General features: G+C 49.2%; 19 protein-coding genes, 1 tRNA gene and 1 pseudogene. 14 read left to right on the forward strand and 7 right to left on the reverse strand.

Features of this window, described 5'->3' with window-relative positions; genetic code table 11:
- Positions 1–55: 55 nt before the first annotated feature.
- Together ACGS9J_RS03955 and ACGS9J_RS03960 are read left to right on the forward strand one after the other, a co-directional pair.
- Positions 56–131: transfer RNA gene (locus tag ACGS9J_RS03955), tRNA-Asn, on the forward strand.
- A 161-nt stretch (positions 132–292) separates the two neighbouring features.
- Entirely contained in the window at positions 293–1,561 is a 1,269-nt protein-coding gene (locus ACGS9J_RS03960) for a tyrosine-type recombinase/integrase (RefSeq protein WP_049133227.1), read from the forward strand.
- Positions 1,562–1,710: 149 nt separating this feature from the next.
- Here ACGS9J_RS03960 and ACGS9J_RS03965 read toward each other — a convergent pair whose 3' ends face one another.
- Positions 1,711–2,433: a sulfite exporter TauE/SafE family protein gene (locus ACGS9J_RS03965; RefSeq protein ID WP_442229765.1), complete on the reverse strand. Its 723-nt coding sequence runs from the start codon at positions 2,431–2,433 to the stop codon at positions 1,711–1,713.
- A gap of 11 nt (positions 2,434–2,444) precedes the next feature.
- Positions 2,445–3,341: an oxidoreductase gene (locus tag ACGS9J_RS03970; protein WP_057630161.1), complete on the reverse strand. Its 897-nt coding sequence runs from the start codon at positions 3,339–3,341 to the stop codon at positions 2,445–2,447.
- Positions 3,342–3,417: 76 nt separating this feature from the next.
- On the opposite strand from ACGS9J_RS03970, the gene ACGS9J_RS03975 reads away from it, so the two are divergent.
- The 3 genes from ACGS9J_RS03975 to ACGS9J_RS03985 all read left to right on the forward strand — a co-directional run bounded on the left by ACGS9J_RS03975 (position 3,418) and on the right by ACGS9J_RS03985 (position 8,398).
- Complete coding sequence (locus ACGS9J_RS03975) at positions 3,418–4,302, forward strand: MurR/RpiR family transcriptional regulator (protein ID WP_049133234.1); 885 nt, start codon at positions 3,418–3,420, stop codon at positions 4,300–4,302.
- Complete coding sequence (locus ACGS9J_RS03980; RefSeq protein WP_049133237.1) at positions 4,302–5,159, forward strand: DMT family transporter; 858 nt, start codon at positions 4,302–4,304, stop codon at positions 5,157–5,159. Before ACGS9J_RS03975 ends, ACGS9J_RS03980 begins: the two co-directional genes overlap by 1 nt.
- A 464-nt stretch (positions 5,160–5,623) precedes the next feature.
- The gene (locus tag ACGS9J_RS03985) at positions 5,624–8,398 is read left to right on the forward strand and encodes a winged helix-turn-helix domain-containing protein (protein WP_099064591.1); all 2,775 of its coding nucleotides are present in this window, start codon (positions 5,624–5,626) and stop codon (positions 8,396–8,398) included.
- Here ACGS9J_RS03985 and ACGS9J_RS03990 read toward each other — a convergent pair.
- The gene (locus ACGS9J_RS03990; protein ID WP_099064592.1) at positions 8,375–9,562 is read right to left on the reverse strand and encodes an MFS transporter; all 1,188 of its coding nucleotides are present in this window, start codon (positions 9,560–9,562) and stop codon (positions 8,375–8,377) included. The genes ACGS9J_RS03985 and ACGS9J_RS03990 overlap by 24 nt on opposite strands.
- 172 nt (positions 9,563–9,734) lie before the next feature.
- Between ACGS9J_RS03990 and ACGS9J_RS03995 the strand changes: the two genes are divergently transcribed.
- On the forward strand, positions 9,735–10,541 hold the full coding sequence (locus ACGS9J_RS03995) for an SDR family NAD(P)-dependent oxidoreductase (RefSeq protein WP_057630164.1): 807 nt from the start codon (positions 9,735–9,737) through the stop codon (positions 10,539–10,541).
- A 235-nt stretch (positions 10,542–10,776) separates the two neighbouring features.
- Positions 10,777–11,695 (forward strand): annotated as a pseudogene (locus tag ACGS9J_RS04000) (hypothetical protein).
- A 531-nt stretch (positions 11,696–12,226) separates the two neighbouring features.
- Here the strand turns inward: ACGS9J_RS04000 and ACGS9J_RS04005 are convergent.
- The 4 genes from ACGS9J_RS04005 to ACGS9J_RS04020 all read right to left on the reverse strand — a co-directional run bounded on the left by ACGS9J_RS04005 (position 12,227) and on the right by ACGS9J_RS04020 (position 15,839).
- Positions 12,227–12,625, reverse strand: coding sequence for a helix-turn-helix domain-containing protein (locus ACGS9J_RS04005; RefSeq protein ID WP_099064594.1), 399 nt, complete (start codon positions 12,623–12,625; stop codon positions 12,227–12,229).
- Between the two features lie 112 nt (positions 12,626–12,737).
- On the reverse strand, positions 12,738–13,601 hold the full coding sequence (locus tag ACGS9J_RS04010; RefSeq protein ID WP_061553925.1) for an efflux RND transporter periplasmic adaptor subunit: 864 nt from the start codon (positions 13,599–13,601) through the stop codon (positions 12,738–12,740).
- On the reverse strand, positions 13,598–13,813 hold the full coding sequence (locus ACGS9J_RS04015; protein WP_048822680.1) for a DUF1656 domain-containing protein: 216 nt from the start codon (positions 13,811–13,813) through the stop codon (positions 13,598–13,600). Before ACGS9J_RS04015 ends, ACGS9J_RS04010 begins: the two co-directional genes overlap by 4 nt.
- Positions 13,803–15,839, reverse strand: coding sequence for an FUSC family protein (locus tag ACGS9J_RS04020; protein WP_442229766.1), 2,037 nt, complete (start codon positions 15,837–15,839; stop codon positions 13,803–13,805). The genes ACGS9J_RS04015 and ACGS9J_RS04020 overlap by 11 nt, the downstream gene beginning before the upstream one ends.
- A 76-nt stretch (positions 15,840–15,915) precedes the next feature.
- On the opposite strand from ACGS9J_RS04020, the gene ACGS9J_RS04025 reads away from it, so the two are divergent.
- From ACGS9J_RS04025 to ACGS9J_RS04055, 7 genes are all read left to right on the forward strand, one after another.
- The gene (locus tag ACGS9J_RS04025) at positions 15,916–16,722 is read left to right on the forward strand and encodes an AraC family transcriptional regulator (RefSeq protein WP_048211281.1); all 807 of its coding nucleotides are present in this window, start codon (positions 15,916–15,918) and stop codon (positions 16,720–16,722) included.
- 598 nt (positions 16,723–17,320) lie between these two features.
- Positions 17,321–17,506, forward strand: coding sequence for an AlpA family transcriptional regulator (locus ACGS9J_RS04030; protein ID WP_032936812.1), 186 nt, complete (start codon positions 17,321–17,323; stop codon positions 17,504–17,506).
- Between the two features lie 61 nt (positions 17,507–17,567).
- Entirely contained in the window at positions 17,568–18,155 is a 588-nt protein-coding gene (locus ACGS9J_RS04035) for a DUF2857 domain-containing protein (RefSeq protein ID WP_097734731.1), read from the forward strand.
- The gene (locus ACGS9J_RS04040; RefSeq protein ID WP_061553921.1) at positions 18,145–18,354 is read left to right on the forward strand and encodes a TraR/DksA family transcriptional regulator; all 210 of its coding nucleotides are present in this window, start codon (positions 18,145–18,147) and stop codon (positions 18,352–18,354) included. Before ACGS9J_RS04035 ends, ACGS9J_RS04040 begins: the two co-directional genes overlap by 11 nt.
- 394 nt (positions 18,355–18,748) lie before the next feature.
- Positions 18,749–18,970, forward strand: a complete 222-nt coding sequence (locus ACGS9J_RS04045) for a hypothetical protein (RefSeq protein ID WP_061553920.1) — start codon at positions 18,749–18,751, stop codon at positions 18,968–18,970.
- Positions 18,971–19,042: 72 nt separating this feature from the next.
- Complete coding sequence (locus tag ACGS9J_RS04050; RefSeq protein ID WP_181630806.1) at positions 19,043–19,681, forward strand: lytic transglycosylase domain-containing protein; 639 nt, start codon at positions 19,043–19,045, stop codon at positions 19,679–19,681.
- Positions 19,678–19,956 (forward strand): TrbC/VirB2 family protein, encoded by a 279-nt coding sequence (locus ACGS9J_RS04055; RefSeq protein WP_049156896.1) that lies wholly within the window; start codon positions 19,678–19,680, stop codon positions 19,954–19,956. Before ACGS9J_RS04050 ends, ACGS9J_RS04055 begins: the two co-directional genes overlap by 4 nt.
- The last annotated feature ends 10 nt before the right edge of the window (positions 19,957–19,966 follow it).

The raw sequence follows: 19,966 nt of genomic DNA on the forward strand, positions 1-19,966 counted from the left end.
ATCCGCCTTTGACATGCTGCCAACACCCCGTTATGATTCCGGCCGTTCACACGATTCCTCTGTAGTTCAGTCGGTAGAACGGCGGACTGTTAATCCGTATGTCACTGGTTCGAGTCCAGTCAGAGGAGCCAATTTCCTGTTTGCATGCATCTTTGCGAATCCTTATCTGATATTGATTCAAGAGGTTAGCGTGAAAACTCTTCCCGGTGCATTTTGATTTTACCCTCCGCATCGGGAAAAATTGGTGGTCAAATCTGGGGTCAGGTTAGTTCGATGACGGAGTGACCCCCAAATGCCCCTTAACGACTCAAAAATCCGCACCTTAAAACCATCCGCAAAACCCTTCAAAGTTTCTGATTCTCACGGTCTGTACCTTCTTATCAAACCAGGCGGCTCACGTCACTGGTATCTAAAATATCGTATAAACGGCAAAGAATCCCGCATTGCACTGGGTGCCTATCCTGCCGTCTCCCTGTCTGATGCCCGCCAGCAGCGCGAAGGTATCCGTAAGATGCTGGCGCTGAACATCAACCCGGCACAGCAGAGGGCTGCTGAACGCAGAGCCTGCACACCAGAGAAGGTGTTTAAAACAGTGGCGCTGGCATGGCATAAAAACAATAAAAAGTGGTCGCAGAACACCGCTGGCCGTCTACTTGCCAGTATGAACAACCATATCTTTCCTGTAATTGGTCATCTGTCCGTCACGGAGCTTAAACCCCATCATTTCATTGACCTGCTGAAAGGCATTGAGGAAAAGGGCCTGCTGGAAGTCGCGTCCCGCACGCGGCAGCACCTCAGTAACATCATGCGCCATGCGGTCCATCAGGGATTTATCGACACCAACCCGGCAGCAAATCTTGATGGCGTGACGGCTCCCCCCATGAGACACCACTATCCCGCCCTGCCGCTGGAGCGGCTGCCTGAACTGATTGAACACATTGAAGCATATCATCAGGGCCGTGAACTGACCCGGCTTGCTGTCTTGCTGACGCTGCATCTGTTCATTCGCTCCAGTGAGCTGCGCTTTGCACGCTGGTCAGAAATTGATTTCATAAACAGAATTTGGACGATACCCGCCACACGCGAAGCCATTGTGGGTGTGCGTTATTCAGGGCGCGGTGCCAAAATGCGCACTGCTCATATCGTGCCCCTCTCACAGCAGGCTATAGCTATTCTGAAACGGATTAAGGAAATATCCGGGGCTTACGAACTGGTCTTCCCCGGCGACCATAACCCGTACAGGCCGATGTGCGAAAACGCGGTTAATAAAGCACTGCGCCTTATGGGATTCGACACGAAACAGGACATCTGCGGACATGGCTTTCGGGCAATGGCATGCAGTGCCCTGATGGAGTCTGGCTTATGGTCGCAGGATGCAGTGGAACGCCAGATGAGTCACCAGGAGCGCAACACCGTGCGTCTGGCTTACATTCATAAGGCTGAGCATCTGGAAGCCCGCAAGGCGATGATGCAGTGGTGGTCAGATTATATCGATACATGCCGGGTCGCATACGTACCACCTTTTAACACAGGGCGGAATAAAAACAACGAAGCTGCATGAACAATAACAAAAAGCTGTACCAGCATACCCTGGTACGGCTTTATTCATTTCTGATGGCTTGCCAACCCCTCCACCCCGACCCGTCGCTGCCTGTAGAAAGCTGTTACACAATAACAACACGCTTGCGCCGTCAGCCCTGGCGTGCCATTTCATTTGAGAGCAAGGATCATCCCTACTGCCCCAGCGACGAGAATGGCATCAATGAGAAGCTCGAACGTATGCGTCTGGAGTTTCTGGACGAGACGTTTCGCAATCATCGAACCGACGAACAATGCGATGCCGATGGCAAGTCCATATGTGAGGACAGGCTGCGCGAGTGCGCCCGATATACCGAACGTAGCTAGCTTGCCAGCGTAGAGCAGGATTGCGCTTGCCGCCTCTGATCCCAAAAATACGCCTCCACTCATTCCGTACCCGGTAAATACCGGCACGCTGAGCGGCCCGGTGGACAGCACGAATCCTGTCAGAAACCCGACAATCGCCCCGGCAAAACTCATGTGCCAGAGATTCAAGTGGAGGTTCGATCGTCTGATGAGACGGCGCAGCGGGATCATCGCAAGGAAGAAAGCTGCCAGGAATACCTCCACTGTGCCAGGAGAAATCGTAAGTAACGTGTGCGCCCCGAGAACAGCCGCAGGAACTCCCGCCAACGAATAGGCAAACACCGGTCGCCAACGAATCTCATGCCACCAGACAATCACCCGTCCGATGTTGCCGAAAAGGGAGGCGATCGCCATAACAGGCACAGCAATCCGTGGCCCGTACGTGGCGACGAGGACGGGCAGCATGATTAACGACGAGCCAGTGCCGACGACACCGCTGAGTACTCCGGCACCGAGAGCGACGAAGAAGAGAAGTAAGAGTGCAATCATCGGCTTTAGGATCAACCAGGGCCATCGCTCGCAGCCGCAAGAAGCGGCACCAGGATGTCGCTGATCGGCGTTGGAATGCTGTGAACCCGGCCGCGACGCGCAATGACGCCGTTGCGGATATCCCATTCAAGCGGTCGGCCAGCTTCTCGATCCGTGAGGATGGAGGTGCTCATGTCTGCAGGAGCCGCCCGGAACTTATCGAGGATCTCCTGCGGCACTTCGTCTCCGAGTTCAGCGCCCTCTGCACGTGCCACGGCCAGGCATTCCTGCAGATAAGCCAGCGTAAGCCTGGCGATATCAGCACGGCCAAACATGCCTGAGCGGCGGTGCGTGAGTGCCATGAGTCCAGCCACCGCATTCTGCATCAGCTTGCGCCAGGCCAGGGAGCTGAAATTCGCGGCCAGATCTACGGAGCACCACGTGCCTTGCAGCGCTGCGGCCACTACACGGGAAGCTGGTGCGTCTGGCACGCTGAGGCGCGCCTCACCACGCAAGCGTACCGAGCCATCGGACTGCGCTTGCGCAGGGAACCACACGACAGCGGGAACGCTCTGTCCGGGCAGAGAGTACGTAGCGAGCCTGTCCAACTGTTCGACCCCGTTCTGGAGCACGCATACAACCGTCTCCGGGCCAGTCAACGCCCTGAGCCATTCTGCTGCCGCGTCGATTTGTGTGGACTTGACTGCCAGAAAGATAAGATCAACCGTGCGAGTGATTTGTGCCGGATTCGTCTGTACCGGACCGGGTACGGTGATAAAGCGGTCGCCATCTTGCAAGGTCAGGTGATCGCGGGGAGTACGTCCACACAGCAATGGTGTGCGGTCGACTTCGTGTAACGCCGCCGCGACTGTTGTGCCGATGGCACCTGGACCTAAAACAGCAACAACTGTATTGATTTCAGTGTTCATGAATGCGGACTCCTTGCAACAGAATCTAATTACGTGGTGGTTGTGCCCTTCCCAAAGGACATGTAATATATTACATATGAATAAAGAAATTGGTAATAGAATTTCAGAAGGTGAGCAGCGGTTACAGCAATGGCTTGGCAGCATTCACGCCCGAAGCGGCGACCTCGCTGCAAGTGAGGCTAAAGTTGTCGACCTCCTGCTTGTCGATCCTTTATTTGTCGGTACAAGCACGGCAGCACAGGTTGCCACCCGTGCTGGTGTATCACCGCCGACAGTAATACGCGCTGCACGAGCGATCGGGTTCACCGGGTTCACTGAACTTAAGATAGAGATTGCCCGGGCTCGTGGCACTGCCCAATTCTTTGCCCCGCCTGAAGTTCTTACAGCGGATGCGACGCTGGCATCAGTGCTGGAAACATCAATTCGTGCTGGTGTAGACGCACTGACTGCGCTCAGCGGTGCTATCGAAATCTCCGCCCTTGATGAGGCGGTCGATTTAATCCAGAGCGCACGCCAGGTATTTGCATTTGGTGCTGGTCCCTCTGCGACGGTTGCCGCTGATGCGGTCTTTCGTTTGCGGACGGCGGGTGTGATAACCGTCAGTATCCAGGATTATTTATCAGCGATGATTGCTGCTCGTCTACTCGGTCCAGGCGACGTCATCATCGTCGTCAGTTCAACAGGGCGCACATCATCCACACTCTCCATCGCTGATGCAGCATCCTCGGCAGGAGCATCGCTTATTGCAATAACTAACCAGTACGATACCCCACTGGCGACACTCGCCAACGTTTCGCTCGTTGTTGGCGGAATGCCACTCCCGGCACAGATGGCCGCTGCCGGGAGTCGACTGGCCCAGCTCGTCGTTATTGATACGCTGGTCGCTGCTCTCACTCTGCGGGATAAAGAACAAAGTCGCCGGGCTGAACGGGCGGGTATTGATTTGCCCGATATGTCCTGATGCAGTTCAGCACGGTAGCAATGATTCTTACTGCTGCGGTAGCCCATGCAGTATGGAATATAGCCTCAAAATACAAGAGGGAAGACACTCTTGTGTTCGTCTGGGCGTACAGCTGTGCCTCAGCATTGCTGTGGGTCCCGTTCAGCCTCATTCTGATAGTTGAGGGACAACAGGAGCTCGACTGGAGACTCGCTGTCGGCGCAGTTATCTCGTCTGCACTTCATATCGCTTATTCTCTAATCTTGCAGGCTGGCTACGAGCGCGCCGAACTGGGTGTTGTTTATCCGATTGCCCGAGGAAGTGGACCAGTTCTGACGATACTGTTTGCAACCCTTCTCATGGGAGAACGGCTTTCACCAGGCGCTTTACTCGGCGCCTTTATCGTTATCGCTGGTATTTTCGTTGTCACCGGCAATCCGTTCAGGAGCGGAAGCCGGCCGCTACAGGGAATGCTTTGGGGGGCAGCGACAGGCACCGCCATCGCTGGCTATACACTCTGGGACGGTTATTCGGTAATCTCTCTGCACCTGGATCCAGTGAGCTACTACGCCAGCACACTCCTGCTACAGAGTCTGATTCTTACCCCTGGTGCGATGCGGCGACGAAATCGCATTCCAACTGCTGTACGTGTGGATATCATCCCAATCCTTATCATTGCTGTATGCTCTCCCCTTGCCTACATCCTTGTACTGACAGCCATGCAGAGCATGCCACTGGCACTCGTCGCTCCTCTCAGGGAAACATCCATTATTGTCGGCTCTCTTCTTTCGTACTGGCTGTTTCGTGAAAATCATCTGGCACGCCGGATTGCCGGTGCAGTGGTGGTGCTGACCGGCATCGCAATAATTAGCCTTTGATCGCTTCGTTGGATGCCAATCGTCGTCTCATTGTCAGCGTGGATCGTTCGTCGATATACTCTGTTTATGGTACAGGTATCAAGTCCGCTTCCTCTGTCTGTGGCTGTTAGCGCCATTGAGATAAGACTGTATAAACCGCCATCAGTTCTGGTATTGGCATCCCGTACCACCATTATTTAAATGTTCGGACACACGCTGTTATTTGAAGGTTAATCCCTAGTCGAATGATTATCCATGTGAGTGCTTTTCCAGCCATGCCTGATGGGATATGGCTGGCATAGATAGTTCAGTTTTCATCACCAGTTTGATCGCAAAGCTATGCCACATAGCACTATTGGCTTTATAATCATTAACGGTAAAAGTGGTATTGAATAGTGATACTCCGGTGCAACACATTCAACATGTAGCCTGATTCTGATAACCGCTTTCGTTAGAAATGGCTTACTCCATAGCGAGAGTTCGTGATGCTCAAAACAGAAGATCTCAACACTATGATATCAATTGATGAGATTCACTTTGCTGACTGGCAAATCTGGCCACAGCTAAGGATTCTGTTACATCGGGGTAAGCCAGTAAGAATTTCTGCCAGAGCTTTTGATGTTCTGGTTGTTCTGGTGAGTGCCAGAGGTAAAGCGGTAAATAAAGAATCTTTACTTACGCAAGTGTGGGGAAATGAAATCGTCGAAGAAAATAATCTTCAGGCACAAATTTCAGCTATACGCCGCATACTGGGACATGACCGCCATCTACTGGTTACTGAATTTGGTTGTGGTTATCGCTTTAATATCAACAATTCGCCAACTGAACCGCTCTCTAAATCAAAAATACCTGAGCCCGCTATTACCCCTTTTCTAGCGTCGATTCTGGGGCGTGATAAAGCTGTGCAGGAATTATGCGCCTTATTGGATCAATACCGTCTGGTGACGATTACAGGCTCAGGGGGCGTGGGTAAGACTCGTCTGGCATGGGAAGTCGTCAGTCTTACACACACGCATTTTCCTGATGGAATATGTGTGGCTGAACTGGCTCATATCACCGAAGCATCCAGCTTGCTATCCGTTATTTCACAAGCGCTCCATCTTCCATTAGCTGCCATTCATAATGATGCCGATTTACGGCAACAGCTTGCACGGCGTCGATGTTTACTGCTGATTGATAACTGTGAACATGTAATTAATGAACTTGAACCAGTGATTACGTTGCTCCTGCACCTGGCTCCCCATATCAAACTGTTGTTGACCAGCCAGGTAGCGTTGCAGGTTGCCGGCGAGCAACAATATCTACTACCACCATTACAAGTTCCTGAGAGCGAAGAGGCTGATACCCACGAGTTACTAACTTTTTCCAGTGTCCGCCTCTTTATCGAACGCGGGCAGGCCAATCGACATAATTACCATCCATCAGCCAGCGAACTGTCTTTGATTGGCGAGTTATGCCGTCATCTTGACGGTCTGCCGCTGGCGATTGAACTTGCGGCCTCCCGTCTGCCAGTCATGAGTGTCAAAGAGATCTATAACCGACTGGAAGACCGTTTCCAGCTATTGAGCAATACGCACAGATCTCTGGAGCCCAGACATCAGAAAATACTGACCGCGCTGGAGTGGACTTATCAGTTGCTCAACACACGTGAACAACGATTATTTTGCTCTCTGGGGATCTATACCGATATGTTCAGTGTGAAATCAGTAAGCGACCTTCTGCTGATTAAAGACAAGCATCGCTGGCAGGTTGTTGACGATCTGCAAAGATTGCTGTCTTTATCCCTGATTCAGGTCAGTACTCAGGTACCAGAGACCCGTTTCCGCCTGCTGGAAACCATGCGCCAGTTCGCATGCGATAAACTCAGGCAACAGGGTGAATATACTGTTCTTGAGGCCCGTTTTGCCGACTATTATAAAGTTCTGGTAAAAGAGGCACAAGATGATTGGTTTATGCTGCCAACAGGACAATGGCGTGAACGTTATAGCCATATACTTAATGATTTGCGGAGTGTATTACAGCAAACGTTGATTGAGAGAGCTGATCCCTCTAAAGGGCTTGAGATCTTACAAGCTATGACCCCTTTTTGGATTGAATATTCACTATACGATGAATGTCAGCGCCATATTTATCCTCTGCTTTATGAAAATACTTCGCAGGTAGTATTAACGCTACGCCAGAGAATGAATCTCAGCGCTGTAGCAGGTAAGGCGTCAACCTGGGCAAAAGGCCCTACGCCTGAAACACATTCAGCCTGGAAAACCGCGCTGACAATTGCAGAAAAGCTCGACGACAAAGAAATACGTTTACAGGCACATTACGGATTATGGTTGTATTATCTGCGTACTGGCGAGTTGGATAAAGCGCTTGAGCATGCGCAATCTATGTGCGAGCTAGCACGGTCCATTACCGACGAGGAGGCGATGGCAACCGGGCTGCGTATTCTCGGTGTATCCCTGCATTTTTTGGGCCGTCATGATGTCGGGCGTGATTATCTCCAACAATCTCTTGATTGGTATGAACATGGTGAATTAAGCCACTCTTTCCGTTTTGGTCTTGATCAAGAGAGCGCCGGTCAGGCCTTTCTGTCTCGTTTACTCTGGTTACAGGGTGAGTATAAGGCCGCGAAACAGATGGCATGGCGCGGTGTTAAAAAAGCCGCTCGTTTGCAGCATGTCTGTTCTCTTTGCTGTGCACTGGCTGAAGGCGCTTGTATGACAGCAGCACTGGATCGTAATCCGCGTTGGGTTATAAAGGCCGCAAACTGGCTTATTCATCTGGCAAAAAGGCATGATTTATATTTCTGGAAGACATACGGCGAGCTGTTTCTTGTTTGGGCTAAACAGTTCAGTCATACCGATGTTAGTCAAACCACACTATTTAGCTCGTTGCGGGCGATGGGATTAGACTGGCAATATTCCCCCTTGTTGTCAGAAATTGATACCGGGGTATCACTGAGAGCCACCCGCCAGGATCATGAAAACTGGTGCACGCCTGAGCTGATGCGTCTTTCTGCCACTCAATTACCTCCTCAGAAGCAACGCCTGCTGTTGGAGCAGGCCCTGGACAAAGCGCGCCAGCAACAGGCTTATGGCTGGGCCCTCCGTATTGCTTATTCATTGGCGACATTGCAGGCTGAAGCCGGGGAAAAATGGGCTGCTAAACAATTGATACAGGACGCTTTAAATGATGTTGATGACTCAGACAATGCGACGGATGTAAGAAGTGCTATTGCGTTATGTGCCCGAATAGGGGCCTGAATATTTACGTCTTACGGCTATCAACATCCCCATGATCACGAGTCCGCCCCCTGCTGAAGAAATCAGCGCCCAGCTATGAGTTGTCTCCCATAACCAGGTGGCAGTCAGTGAGCCACATGCTCCGCCAATAAACATAACGCACATAAATAATGTATTAAGACGGTTTCTGGCATCCGGACGCAAAGAATAAATCGTGTGCTGATTAGCTATCAGTACACATTGCTCACCCGCATCCAGTAGTAGAATGCCCACCACCATACCCACAATACTGTTCCATCTCCAAAAAACAGTCCAGGCTAGCAGCATGAGTATCACACCAAAAACAACCATTCGGAATGGTCCCTGACGATCGCTGAAACTTCCCGCCAGAGGCGCACACAGAATACCGATTAACCCCAAAGCAGCCAGGGTGCCGGTTATCCCTGCACCGTAATCGTAGCGATGAGCTAACCAGAAAGGGAGCACGGTCCACAGCACGCTGAAGGAGGCAAACAGCATTGCTTGTGTAAGAGTTGCACCACGCACCTGCGGCTCGCTTTTCCACAGCTGTCCTAATGAACGTAATACCGCCAGATAGTTAAACTTTGGCGTTGGCAACGACTGAGCAGGCAAAATGCGCAAGATGAAAAATATAGCCAGCAATGTCATGATCGCGCCGGACAAAAAGACACCGCGCCAGCCGAAATACTGACCAATAAGGCCTCCGATAGCCCGGCCAGCAAGGATACCTGCCAGGACACCGCTCATCACCGTACCCACGGTTTTACCTCGTGCAGAAGTTCTGGAGAGCGAGGCGGCAAGCGGCACTATCTGTTGGGCTACTGTTGCAGCCATCCCGGTAAGGAAGGAGAAGAACACCAACACTGTCGCCGTTGGCGATAACATCATGCCGATCAGTGCCAGGAAAAGCACCTGCGCTTGACGCAGGATAAGCCGCTGACGTTCAATATAATCGCCCAGTGGGATCAGAAAGAATAAGCCCACCGCATAGCCTAACTGGGTGCCCATGGGGATCAAAGAAACAGCCCCCCATTCATTGGGAAAGGATCCGGCAATTAAATTCAGGACAGATTGATTAAAATAAATATTAGCTACAACAATACAGCAAATAATCGCCAGCATAAGAATCCTGGCAGAAGAAAGCTCATGATTGTCCGTTCGCATTGACCACTCCTGGCTCTAAACTCAATATCGTCTGGAGTATAAGCAGACGGAAATCCCAACTCTTTGACCGCTTTTTTCAGACGTCTGAATTCTGATGCACAAGCTCCTGAAAAAGAGATTTGTTACTAATACTGCTCATGTTATTAACTGTGCTTAACTTGAGGAGCAGCAAATGGATTTAAAACTGACTGGAAAAGTGGCTCTGGTAACCGGAGCCCGAACCGGAATTGGTTTCAGCATTTGTGAAGAACTGGCCATGAATGGTGTGCATTTAGTCATGGTGGCCAGACGAGAACCTGAGCTGATTCTGGCTGCGAAAAAAATTTCAGAGAAATACGGTGTTTCGGTGCTGCCTGTTGCCGGGGATGTGACTGATCCCAAACTACCTTCTTTAGTGGTTGAACAAGCGGAAAAGGTTTTTCAGCGTATTGATTTACTGGTTAACAATGCCGGAAGAGCCCATGCGGGCACGCTGTTAACCACTTCGGAAGAAGACTGGCAGATAATGACTGAGACCAAATTATCCGCCATGCGACGTTTTTGTAAGGTAATCATCCCCGGGATGCAGAGACGAAACTGGGGGCGTATTGTCAATATCTCATCCATTGGCGGTATCTACCCTAATCCGCAACTTACCGTCTCACACGCACTGAGCGCCGCTATCAACAACCTGACCCGTAGTTTAGCACTTAGCGTGGCTCCGGATGGCATTCTGGTCAATGCGATCGGAGTGGGTGCTGTCGCGACGGATAACTGGGCGCAGAACATGCTACCGAATGTTCGCAATCGTCGTCCTGAACTGGTTGACAGAACAGACGAAGAGGTAATGGCATTACTGGGTAAAGAGAAAACGCCTGTGGGCCGCTTTGGACTTCCTGAAGATATTGCTGCAATTGCTGCGTTCCTACTTTCTGGGAGGAATCAGTTTGTTACTGGACAGACAATTGAAGCATCAGGCGGAGCAGACAGATTTATGTAATGTCTTCCATTCAACTTAAATAATGTTTGAGGATTGAATTAGTTTAACCTGATATTTGTTCTTCTTTTCAATCACTGCGAAATATGAGGCCGGACATGGGGGACTGAAACGCTAAGAAGCCCCCGCGTTAATATAATCCAAATATTATAACGCAATAGATCCCGCACCATGAAATTTATTTCACCGGAAAATTCATGGTGTTTTTTTTAAAAAATAGAAATAGAGGCAAACCACTATGTCAAAAAAACAAACACTATCAAATACAAACTATAGTTCGCCTGACTGGCTGACTATCCGTGAAGCAGTCGAAGTGATAAATAAAAAAGGACTGAAAATAAAAAAAAAGTGATATTTACAGGCATGCATTACATGGCAGCATTCATCTCTCTATTTACTTTCAGTCGCCAATTACATTACGAAAAATACAGAGGTCGGGCTACAAAGTAAGGTTCAGACCATCTGATATGTCATCAATAAATCGTTTATGCCTTCTTGACAAAAAAGCGTTTATTGAAGGACATAATTTTATTGTTAGCACTACTGGCAAATATATCATTCCCACAGAGAGAGTTATTGACACTCTATTGATTGGATATGAATATGTTCTAGTACAAAAATTACTTGCCCAATCTCTTAAAATACCATTACCTGTAACAGGAGCTATTGATTTTAATCATGGCATAACAGTTAGCTTACAAGGAGAACCATTTCAACTATTCGATAAAATGACATGGGAAGAAAGAATAATACAAAAAATTATGCAACTCCCTAAAAACATCTCACCAGATGTACATGAAGAGATATTCTCAAAGAAGATAAATAACTACCTGAGGAAAGAGTATTTCCCGGCTCATATTTTACCTCGGGATGCCTGGTTTGTTATTCGACATGCTGAACTTGATAAAGTCATTGACATCATAACCAATAGCAGAGTGCCCCCATTATCTGCAACGCGAATATCAACACCACTATCTCGTTTTTTCTGGCTGGCCTGTAAAAACAATGAAGTCATCCGTCCATTAATTAGTAAACCGTACAAACTACTATCTATTTTCGAACAATGGGCATCTGACGAAGGCATTACCGACAGACTCAGTGGTGATACGTTAAAAACTGCACTCGTACGCGGTTCCCCCACATCAATGTCGGATTGACGCAAGTGAATTTTACCAAACCCAAATGTCCGTATTAAGGGCTCTAAAATCAGTAATACGGACATAATTAGTTTTTTTGACTCTTTTTTCCTTGTCACCTCAAGGGATATTATATTTCTGCATTACGGGTATAAATACACATCATCAATTACCAAGCATTAGAAATGTAAAAACAAAACAGTACTTAAATGCTCACAACCCCACACATACATAAAAGCCACTCCTTATTCAAGGAGGATTTAGCCGACCTGCATAGGTTCGATCGAATCCAAAATGCGCAAAATAGATTAACCTTAATTTATCCAGCCATTAAATACACACATGGGTTTGTAATTATATTCCAATTAATGCATCCAAAATTTACTCACCAATACATTACACATGCAAAAACACGAAAACATACATTGCACAGAAAGACTTAGATTCATTTACAATGAAATAAATGAGTGATTTCATTTCGTTCAACAAATCTATAACTGAGGTACTAAGGCCATGATTATTAGATGAACCCGTCCATAACCCAGATAATTACTAAAGATTTAAAAACTCATCCTTATGATACGAGTAATTACCTTGCTCCCTAGAAGACTTACTTTTAATATTTACGGCATTTTTTCTACACCGGTGCGGTGGGACATTATACCTTTTCCGAAATGCCCTGGTTAATGATTGCTGAGAGTCAAAGCCAAATCGCATCGCGATGTTTATCAAAGGTTCATTTGTTGTGATAACAGCCTCTAAAATAAGACATAATTTTTTCTCTCTGATAAAACCTCCCAGGCTCTGCCCTGTTTCAGAAAAAAACAGTCTCTGCAAATGCCATTTTGAATATCCGGACCTGATAGCCACATCATCAATTTTTAGTGGCATCTCTATATTTTTGTTTATCCAGATAATTAAGTCATTTACAAAATCTTTTCTGTTTTTCATAACCGAAACCTTAGAATTACTCTACCAGAAATAAATTTTCATCAGGCATATAGATCAAGAGCTGACAATCCCTAAGTTCTGCATAAATCCTCAATAGAAACCATACTTTTTATTATGGTGTGATGGATATACTCGCAGACAATCCAGCCACCAATTCAACTCCCTCCGGCAATCTGTCAATATGAATCCGAACCGGGATACGCTGCGCGAGCCGCACCCAGCTAAAGGTTGGCTCGACATTAGGCAGGCCAAGCCCCCCGGTCTCGTCATTGTTATCATCTATTCCGCGTCCGATACTCTCAACATGACCCGTGATCACTGGCTTAAATCCCATCAGCGTAATGTGTGCAGTATTTCCCGTGCGGATATGTTGCAACTTAGTCTCTTCAAAATAGCCAACCACCCAAAAACTATTGGCATCAATGATGGAAACTTTAGTTTCTCCCGCTGTGGCATAGTCACCAGGGCGAAGCCGCAAATGTGTGACATAGCCCGTAACCGGAGACCGAACAATAGCATGCGATAAGTTAAGCTCTGCAAGGTCCAGCGCAGCCAGTGCACCGTGGTAATTAGCCGCAGCGACGCTGGCTGCGCTGGCTGTTTGTTGTAAATCCTCGCTGGAAATCACCCCTTTAATCTGAGAGCGTCGCCTCGCCGCATCCTGGCGCATCAGCATTTCATGACGTTTCGCCTCAACATCTGCCTGTGCGCTGTCCACTGCCAACCTCAACCAGTGCGGGTCGATGGAATAGAGCACATCGCCCCGATTAACCCACTGATTATCGCGGACGGACACATTCAGCAACGGTCCGGAGACATTCGGCGCAATCTGTACCACATCCGCACGAACCCGACCATCGCGGGTCCAAGGGGTTTGCGCATAATGTTTCCAGAGAATAAAAGCCAAAAGCGTAGCCACCGCCACAGCGCTGAACGTCAGCACGTAGCGGCCCAGTAAAGAAAGTAACGATTTCATTTAAAAAATCCCAGTTCGGTCAGCCCCTGCAGCAGCAGGTAAAAAGTAATAATGAAGACGGAAAAATCGATCATCGGTCTAAAGGGCAAGCGGCGGTAACCCTTGCTGAAAGAGAAAAGATGTACGAGAAATAGTGTACAGGTCAGTGCAACGAGGGCAATTACCAGCAGACCGGGTACAAAAACGCCCTCAATATTGAAATCATTGATCATTAGCAGGCTCCATTTTCTGAACGCTTAATGCGCAGTAAAGATCAACCAGTTGATCAACATAATGCCGCGATAGTTCATCTGTTACGCTCAAGCTGCGCTCAGTCAGACTGGCGATCCGTTGAAGTAAGGTGTCAATATCTGTCGAGTGTGTAAGAAGAGTGAGCACTTCTTTTATTTCTTTGTTCGCATGCGCATCACATCGGCGTAATCGCATAACACACAGCCCTATACGCATGGCGTACAACAAATGATGTGCCCGTTCCGGTGACTGTCCACTGCGCTGCAATCGCGGCAGTATCAACGCTGCCCGATCGATCATAAGGTTGGTCCAGAGGGTTTCGTCTGTATTCAGCTTACCTTCCACGCTGCGGTTAATATCTCGCTGGCATAATTGAAGCAGCCGTTTTATCGCCGAATCAGCCTGCACAGTTTGCAGTAGGCTCATGCCGAGCACTGCAAAACCAGTAGCAGAAAATAGTGCGATAGAGGTATTCACCGCCACGGCAAAATCCCCGCTGTAGTGGGCACCCAGCTCGCACAAAATAGGCAGCGTCAGTGTGATCCCCATAGCCATAAACGTGGTAGGCGGTCTGGCCTGGAGCGATCCGGCCAGCAGATATACCGGAGCTAAAACCGTTACCAGCACGATAAAATCACTGACTTGTGGTAGTAGAACGAAGCTGTAGATCAGGCTTATCACAACGCCCCAGAAGGAGCCGATAATGTACTTAACAATATGCGGGGCAGGCGTATCGAAGCTGCCAAACAATGTGCAACAAACGCCAAGGATAGAAACCGCCGTACCACCATCAGGCCATGCCGAGAAAATCCACACCAGACAGCCGCTCATAATGATGGCGAAAGCGCCCAGTGCGGTGCGGGCAGCAGTAAGAGGATCGCGGTGGAATACATATCCTTTCACGGTATTCTTTTCCGAGTGCGCAGGCGTCTGTTTCGCGTGATGAATGGCATCCGAAAGACGATAGCACTGCTGCACAAGGACAATGGCCTCTAACAGGTAGCGCATAAAACTTACACGCAGCGCTTCTTCAAACGTCAGCTCATACACTGAATAGCGCTGTAGTAATTTTTCACTCCTTTTTTTGAGCGCTTCAGCCTCACTTTTGAATTTTCCTTCATCTTTGCAGGCCAGCCAGACCTCAACATCACCCAGCAGAATTTGCACATCTACAGGTATCGTCGCTATCAGAGCTAAACGGTCGCGTAACTCACAGTTAACAATGACTAATCGCGCAAGCCGATCATGAAGCCTTTTTCTCGCTTGCCGGACCGGTACAGAGTACGCAAAATCATAAGGGATATGATGGCTGATACCCTGCAGGAACTGTAATGCCAGTGCCATATGCAGCGGCCCGGAAACAGCGTCGGGTTTGCCTGCTAAAGTATCTGCGACACGCTGTCGCGCCGAGAGCAGCGTCTGCGACAATTTACTGTTGAACTGGCCCGTTATGCGCGCGGGCAATACATAGCGATGAATAAGTGCCGCGCAGAAGATACCGATCATGATTTCCTGTACCCGAACAATAGCGATGTTAAAAATCGCACTAGGATCGGATACCGCAGGGAAGCCAATCAGACTCGCAGTGTAACCAGCCAGGACAAAACCATAGGCGCGGGGCGTGCGTTCCAGCAAGGATAAATAGAGGCAGAAGGTGATCCACCCCGTCAGTATCACACTGAAAAATAAAGGCATATTCACAAAAGCAGGTACAATCAATACCGTTATGCCCGCTCCGACTACCGTTCCCACCAGACGATACAGACTTCTGCTCAGCGACGCTCCGACGGAGGTTTGGGAAACAATATACACGGTGATAATTGCCCAGGAAGGCCGCTCCAGGCCAATTGAAAGTGCAATGTAGTATGCGAGCATCGCTGCGGCAAAACTCTTCGCGGAATAGAGCAGAGCGTTCGCATCATTCAGTAGTGAAGGAGAAGCCATACCGCGAAGACGTTGGCATATCGTGTGTATAAAATGAAAGTAACTCGCGTTAATTTTTTTCATGCCGGAAATTATTACCGGCTTGCATATCCACTTAAATACTCTATTCTGTCAAAAAATACCTAAATGTTGCCAATCTATGTTACCCCCACTCGCCAATACGCTATTTGATCCGGATGCCACCCCCTGCCCCGCAGTCGCGCGTCATTTGGATTTTGTCGATTACGCAGCCGAAGTGCCTGTGCATACGCACCGCAAAGGGCAATTGATTATTGCCCTCTATGGGGCGGTCATTTGTCGCGCCGAAAATGATATCTGGATCGTGCCGCCTGATTGTGCCGTCTGGATCCCTGGGGGAGTGCCGCACAGCGCCAAAGCTACCTGGAATGCGCATCTCAACTATCTTTTTATCGAGCCTGGAGCTGTCGCGCTGCCGGAGCGATGCTGTACTCTGGCAATTTCCAGTCTGATTAAAGAACTTGTTGCCCGTTTAACCCGCGAGGGCGTCGAATATCCACCGGAAAGCCATCCCGCCAGACTGACCAGAGTAACACTCGATGAATTAGCCACCATGCCTCAGCAGAAACTGAGCCTCCCTGTGTCGTCGCATCCTAAAATCCGCGCCATGGCCGATGCTCTGGTCAGTCAACCTGATGACCGAAGCACATTCAAAGCATGGGCAAAAAGACTGGCGCTTAGCGAGCGTTCTCTCGCGCGTTTAATGCTGCGCGAAACCGGGTTGACGTTCGGACGCTGGCGTCAGCAACTGCAACTGATAATTGCTCTCCGGGAACTGGCTAGCGGCGTTTCGGTTCAGAATGTTGCAGCTAATCTGGGGTATGAATCGGTTAATGCGTTTATCACCATGTTCAAAAAAACCATGGGCAGTACACCCGCACACTATTTTGCCGAACGGAAAACAAGCGCACACTTAACCGATATTTAGCGACATCAGGTTTTCCAAGAAACCAGAGGTGAGTCATAGAGCTGCCATATCCGTCTCCCTGTGCGGGGGATCACACTACAGAATCTTTATCGCATGGAACCTCCAGCCAGGACTATATTGCCTCAGCGCCTTAACGATAACAAGAATCAAAGGACGGTATTATATCTGTTGGATCGGTCTATACATGATCGGGAAGCACAATCAATTCAGCATTGTGTTAAGGAAGTAGTTGAGCATATATGTTTCGACCACACAGAATACTTCTATGGCGATGCTTCATAGCGCATTACCGCCAGAGTGGTAACGCCCCCCTGACTGAAATTCACAATGAATGTATTTAACCGCATCTTTTTATTGTCCTCATTATCACGCTAAGCCATGACACCATTGCAGCAGCGAAACGCTGAAAACTACACAGCAGCACAACTATCCTTCTCCACATCCTTATACAACTAATAACGTATTATTTATTCACTAAAAAACCGTACTAAGGATCTTCCCATTAGTAATAAGGTGCTATCGGCTTTTCCTAAGCTTACTGCTGTGTTCTTTTATTTTCTCTGGACATGCACCAGTCATTCCACAATAGGAGAATACAATGACATCACATCAGTTATTACGTTTAAAACAGGTCGAAGAAAAAACCGGTTTGAAACGCTCTCAAATTTACTTGTATATGAAAAATGGTTCGTTCCCACGTTCAATAAAAATTGGCCCGGCCAGTGTGGCCTGGCTCGAATCGGAAATTGATGAATGGATCAACCTTAAGTTAGCCGGACGTTAGATCAGTTAAAAATGTCCGTTTATTTGCTCAACTTTTCCATATAGATTGAGGAGATAACAGAATGATTCCATTAATTAATTACACCATCTTAACTGATGCATTGCACGCTCTGAAAGAAGGCAATATTCGTCACTGTGAATCCCTCGGATTTACTTTCGACGAAATGAATGCTCTTAATCAGTTATCACTCGATGAACTGTTTACGGTCAGCCGGGCGGCAGCTCCCTTTGTTTCGGTCAGTGTCCGCCATGATGTTCTGCATCATTTACTGGCGCAGGCCCGCCAGGAATACCACCATCAACAGGAGATTAACCGTGCTATCCGCCTGGGTGGCTCTATCTCGTTGCTCAACCACTATTTTGGCCTGACATCAAATGAAGTCTGCCTTCGCCGACGGTTGCTGGGTGTAAGCGTGCCGTATGGCCGAACGCCTGAACCGGATGAAGAGACGGATGCGGCTATCTGGCTGCAATGGCAGAAGTGCCGGGTGGAAAACCTTGAATCCCCCAACGCGCTGATAGCCATGATGCAGGTAACTGAAGTCCTACTACCAAGATTTCAGGGGCTGTCACTCACCATGGTATGGAGGCGTATCACGCTTTGTCAAAAGGGAGTTGCCGCTGACAGGAGGACGTCACATGCCGGATGAGATCGACCGCGATCAGGAATTTAATGAACAGCGACTGGATGAGATGATTGAACAGAGTCGTTTCAAACCAGGGCCAGCGCCATCATTATTCCACTGTCGTTTATGTGGTAAACCCATTCCAGAAAAGCGACGGCAAGCACTGCCGGGTGTAACCACCTGTACGGAATGTCAGGAAAAACTTGAACGCCTCAACCGCTGACAGGGTAACAAAGACGTGTGGAGATATTATATCCCTGCACGTCTTTATTATTCCCGGTGAATATTAATACCGCTCTGGCGTGTTTTTCCTTCCCCATTTTTCTCGCTGCATCTTAAATGCTCCGTTTATTTTTCTCTCTTCTTTTTGTTTTGAGTTTCTCATTCATATCCCGCGCCAGATATCCGAATCTGAAAGCGCCATTACCGCATGGTTGCCCTGATGGACGTTAATTCGCCCGGGCCGGGTATTGCTCTTTAACAGAATGGTTCGGGCTGTCACGTAACCACAATTCAGGGTGCCGCTGAATGTTCTCGCTGACCCGTTAAAACCGGAATGCAGAACCGGGATGTGATTGGTTTATTTCATTTACTGTTTTTTGAACAAAGGAAATTCCATGAGAAAACCCGTTTATCACGTATTTGTCACCCAGGAAAGTCAGCCCGATGCACAGGGTGAAAAAAACACGTACTGGACAAAGGTTGGCGTGGCCTTCGCGCATAACGGCAAGCCCGGTCTGAATATCGTGCTGATACCCGGTATTGCGGTTTCCGGCAGGCTGGTGCTGCTCGAACCGAGAGAAGAAAGTGACATTTCACAGGATGCCGCTGCCGCTTAATCCATTTTCTCTTCTTCTCCACCGGCGGCGTACTTTTCTATAAGCCGCCTGTCTCTCTGTTACGAGGCCAGCATGCTTTCCACTACTGCCTTTCTGGCACTGGCGGTGCAGTGCGCCGCCAGTATTCCCTCGTCCACATCGCTTGATGTCGCACGGGTCGAATCTGGTTTTCATCCTTACGCCATTGCTGAAATCCTGCCAGACAGCCGGGGCGTGATTTCACATTTCCCCACGAGCCTGCCGGAGGCGATCCGCCTCACCAGACAGCTGGCGACACAGGAGCGACGCTATTCGGTCGGCCTGATGCAAATCACCAGCACCAATTTCCGCCATTACGGCGTCACGGCCAGCGACCTGCTTAACCCTTGCATCAATCTGTCGGTATTTGAGCGCATTCTCGCCGACTGTTACCGGCGCGGTGGCACCCTGAAACGCGCACTCAGTTGTTACTACTCCGGCAACTTTGAAACCGGCCAGCGACCGGAATCCGCCTTTAACCAGACCAGCTACGTGCAGCGCATCGGCTATGCCGTGCCGTCCACGCGGCAAGACCGGCAGAGCGTCCCTGACCGGAACGAGCCGACGCCGGTTCATTATCCCGCCATTGTGCTGCGCGGCGAGCCTGCCGCTGCACCAGTTCTGACTGGTCTGCACTATCCCGACGCCGTCATTCGCGGCGCGGTTCCCGTTATCCCTGATGAGGAGAAATGATCATGCGTAAACGCCGTTACTCCGCTGTTGCTTCCGTCCTGCTGTCTGCCCCGGCGCTGGCGGCCGACAGTGGTTTTAACAAGGCCAGTGAGACACTGAGCAATACTTCGACCGGCCTGCTGGGACTGGCCGCCGTCACCATCACGCTGGCGACCATGTGGGTGGGCTACAAGGTGCTGTTCGACGGCAAAAGCCTGCACGACATGCGTAACGTCATCATCGGCGCGATCCTGATTGTCGGCGCATCCGGCTTCGGTGCCTACTGGGCGTCATAAGAGAGGCAAC

The sequence above is a fragment of the Serratia quinivorans genome, assembly GCF_052113645.1.
Taxonomy (GTDB): domain Bacteria; phylum Pseudomonadota; class Gammaproteobacteria; order Enterobacterales; family Enterobacteriaceae; genus Serratia; species Serratia quinivorans_B.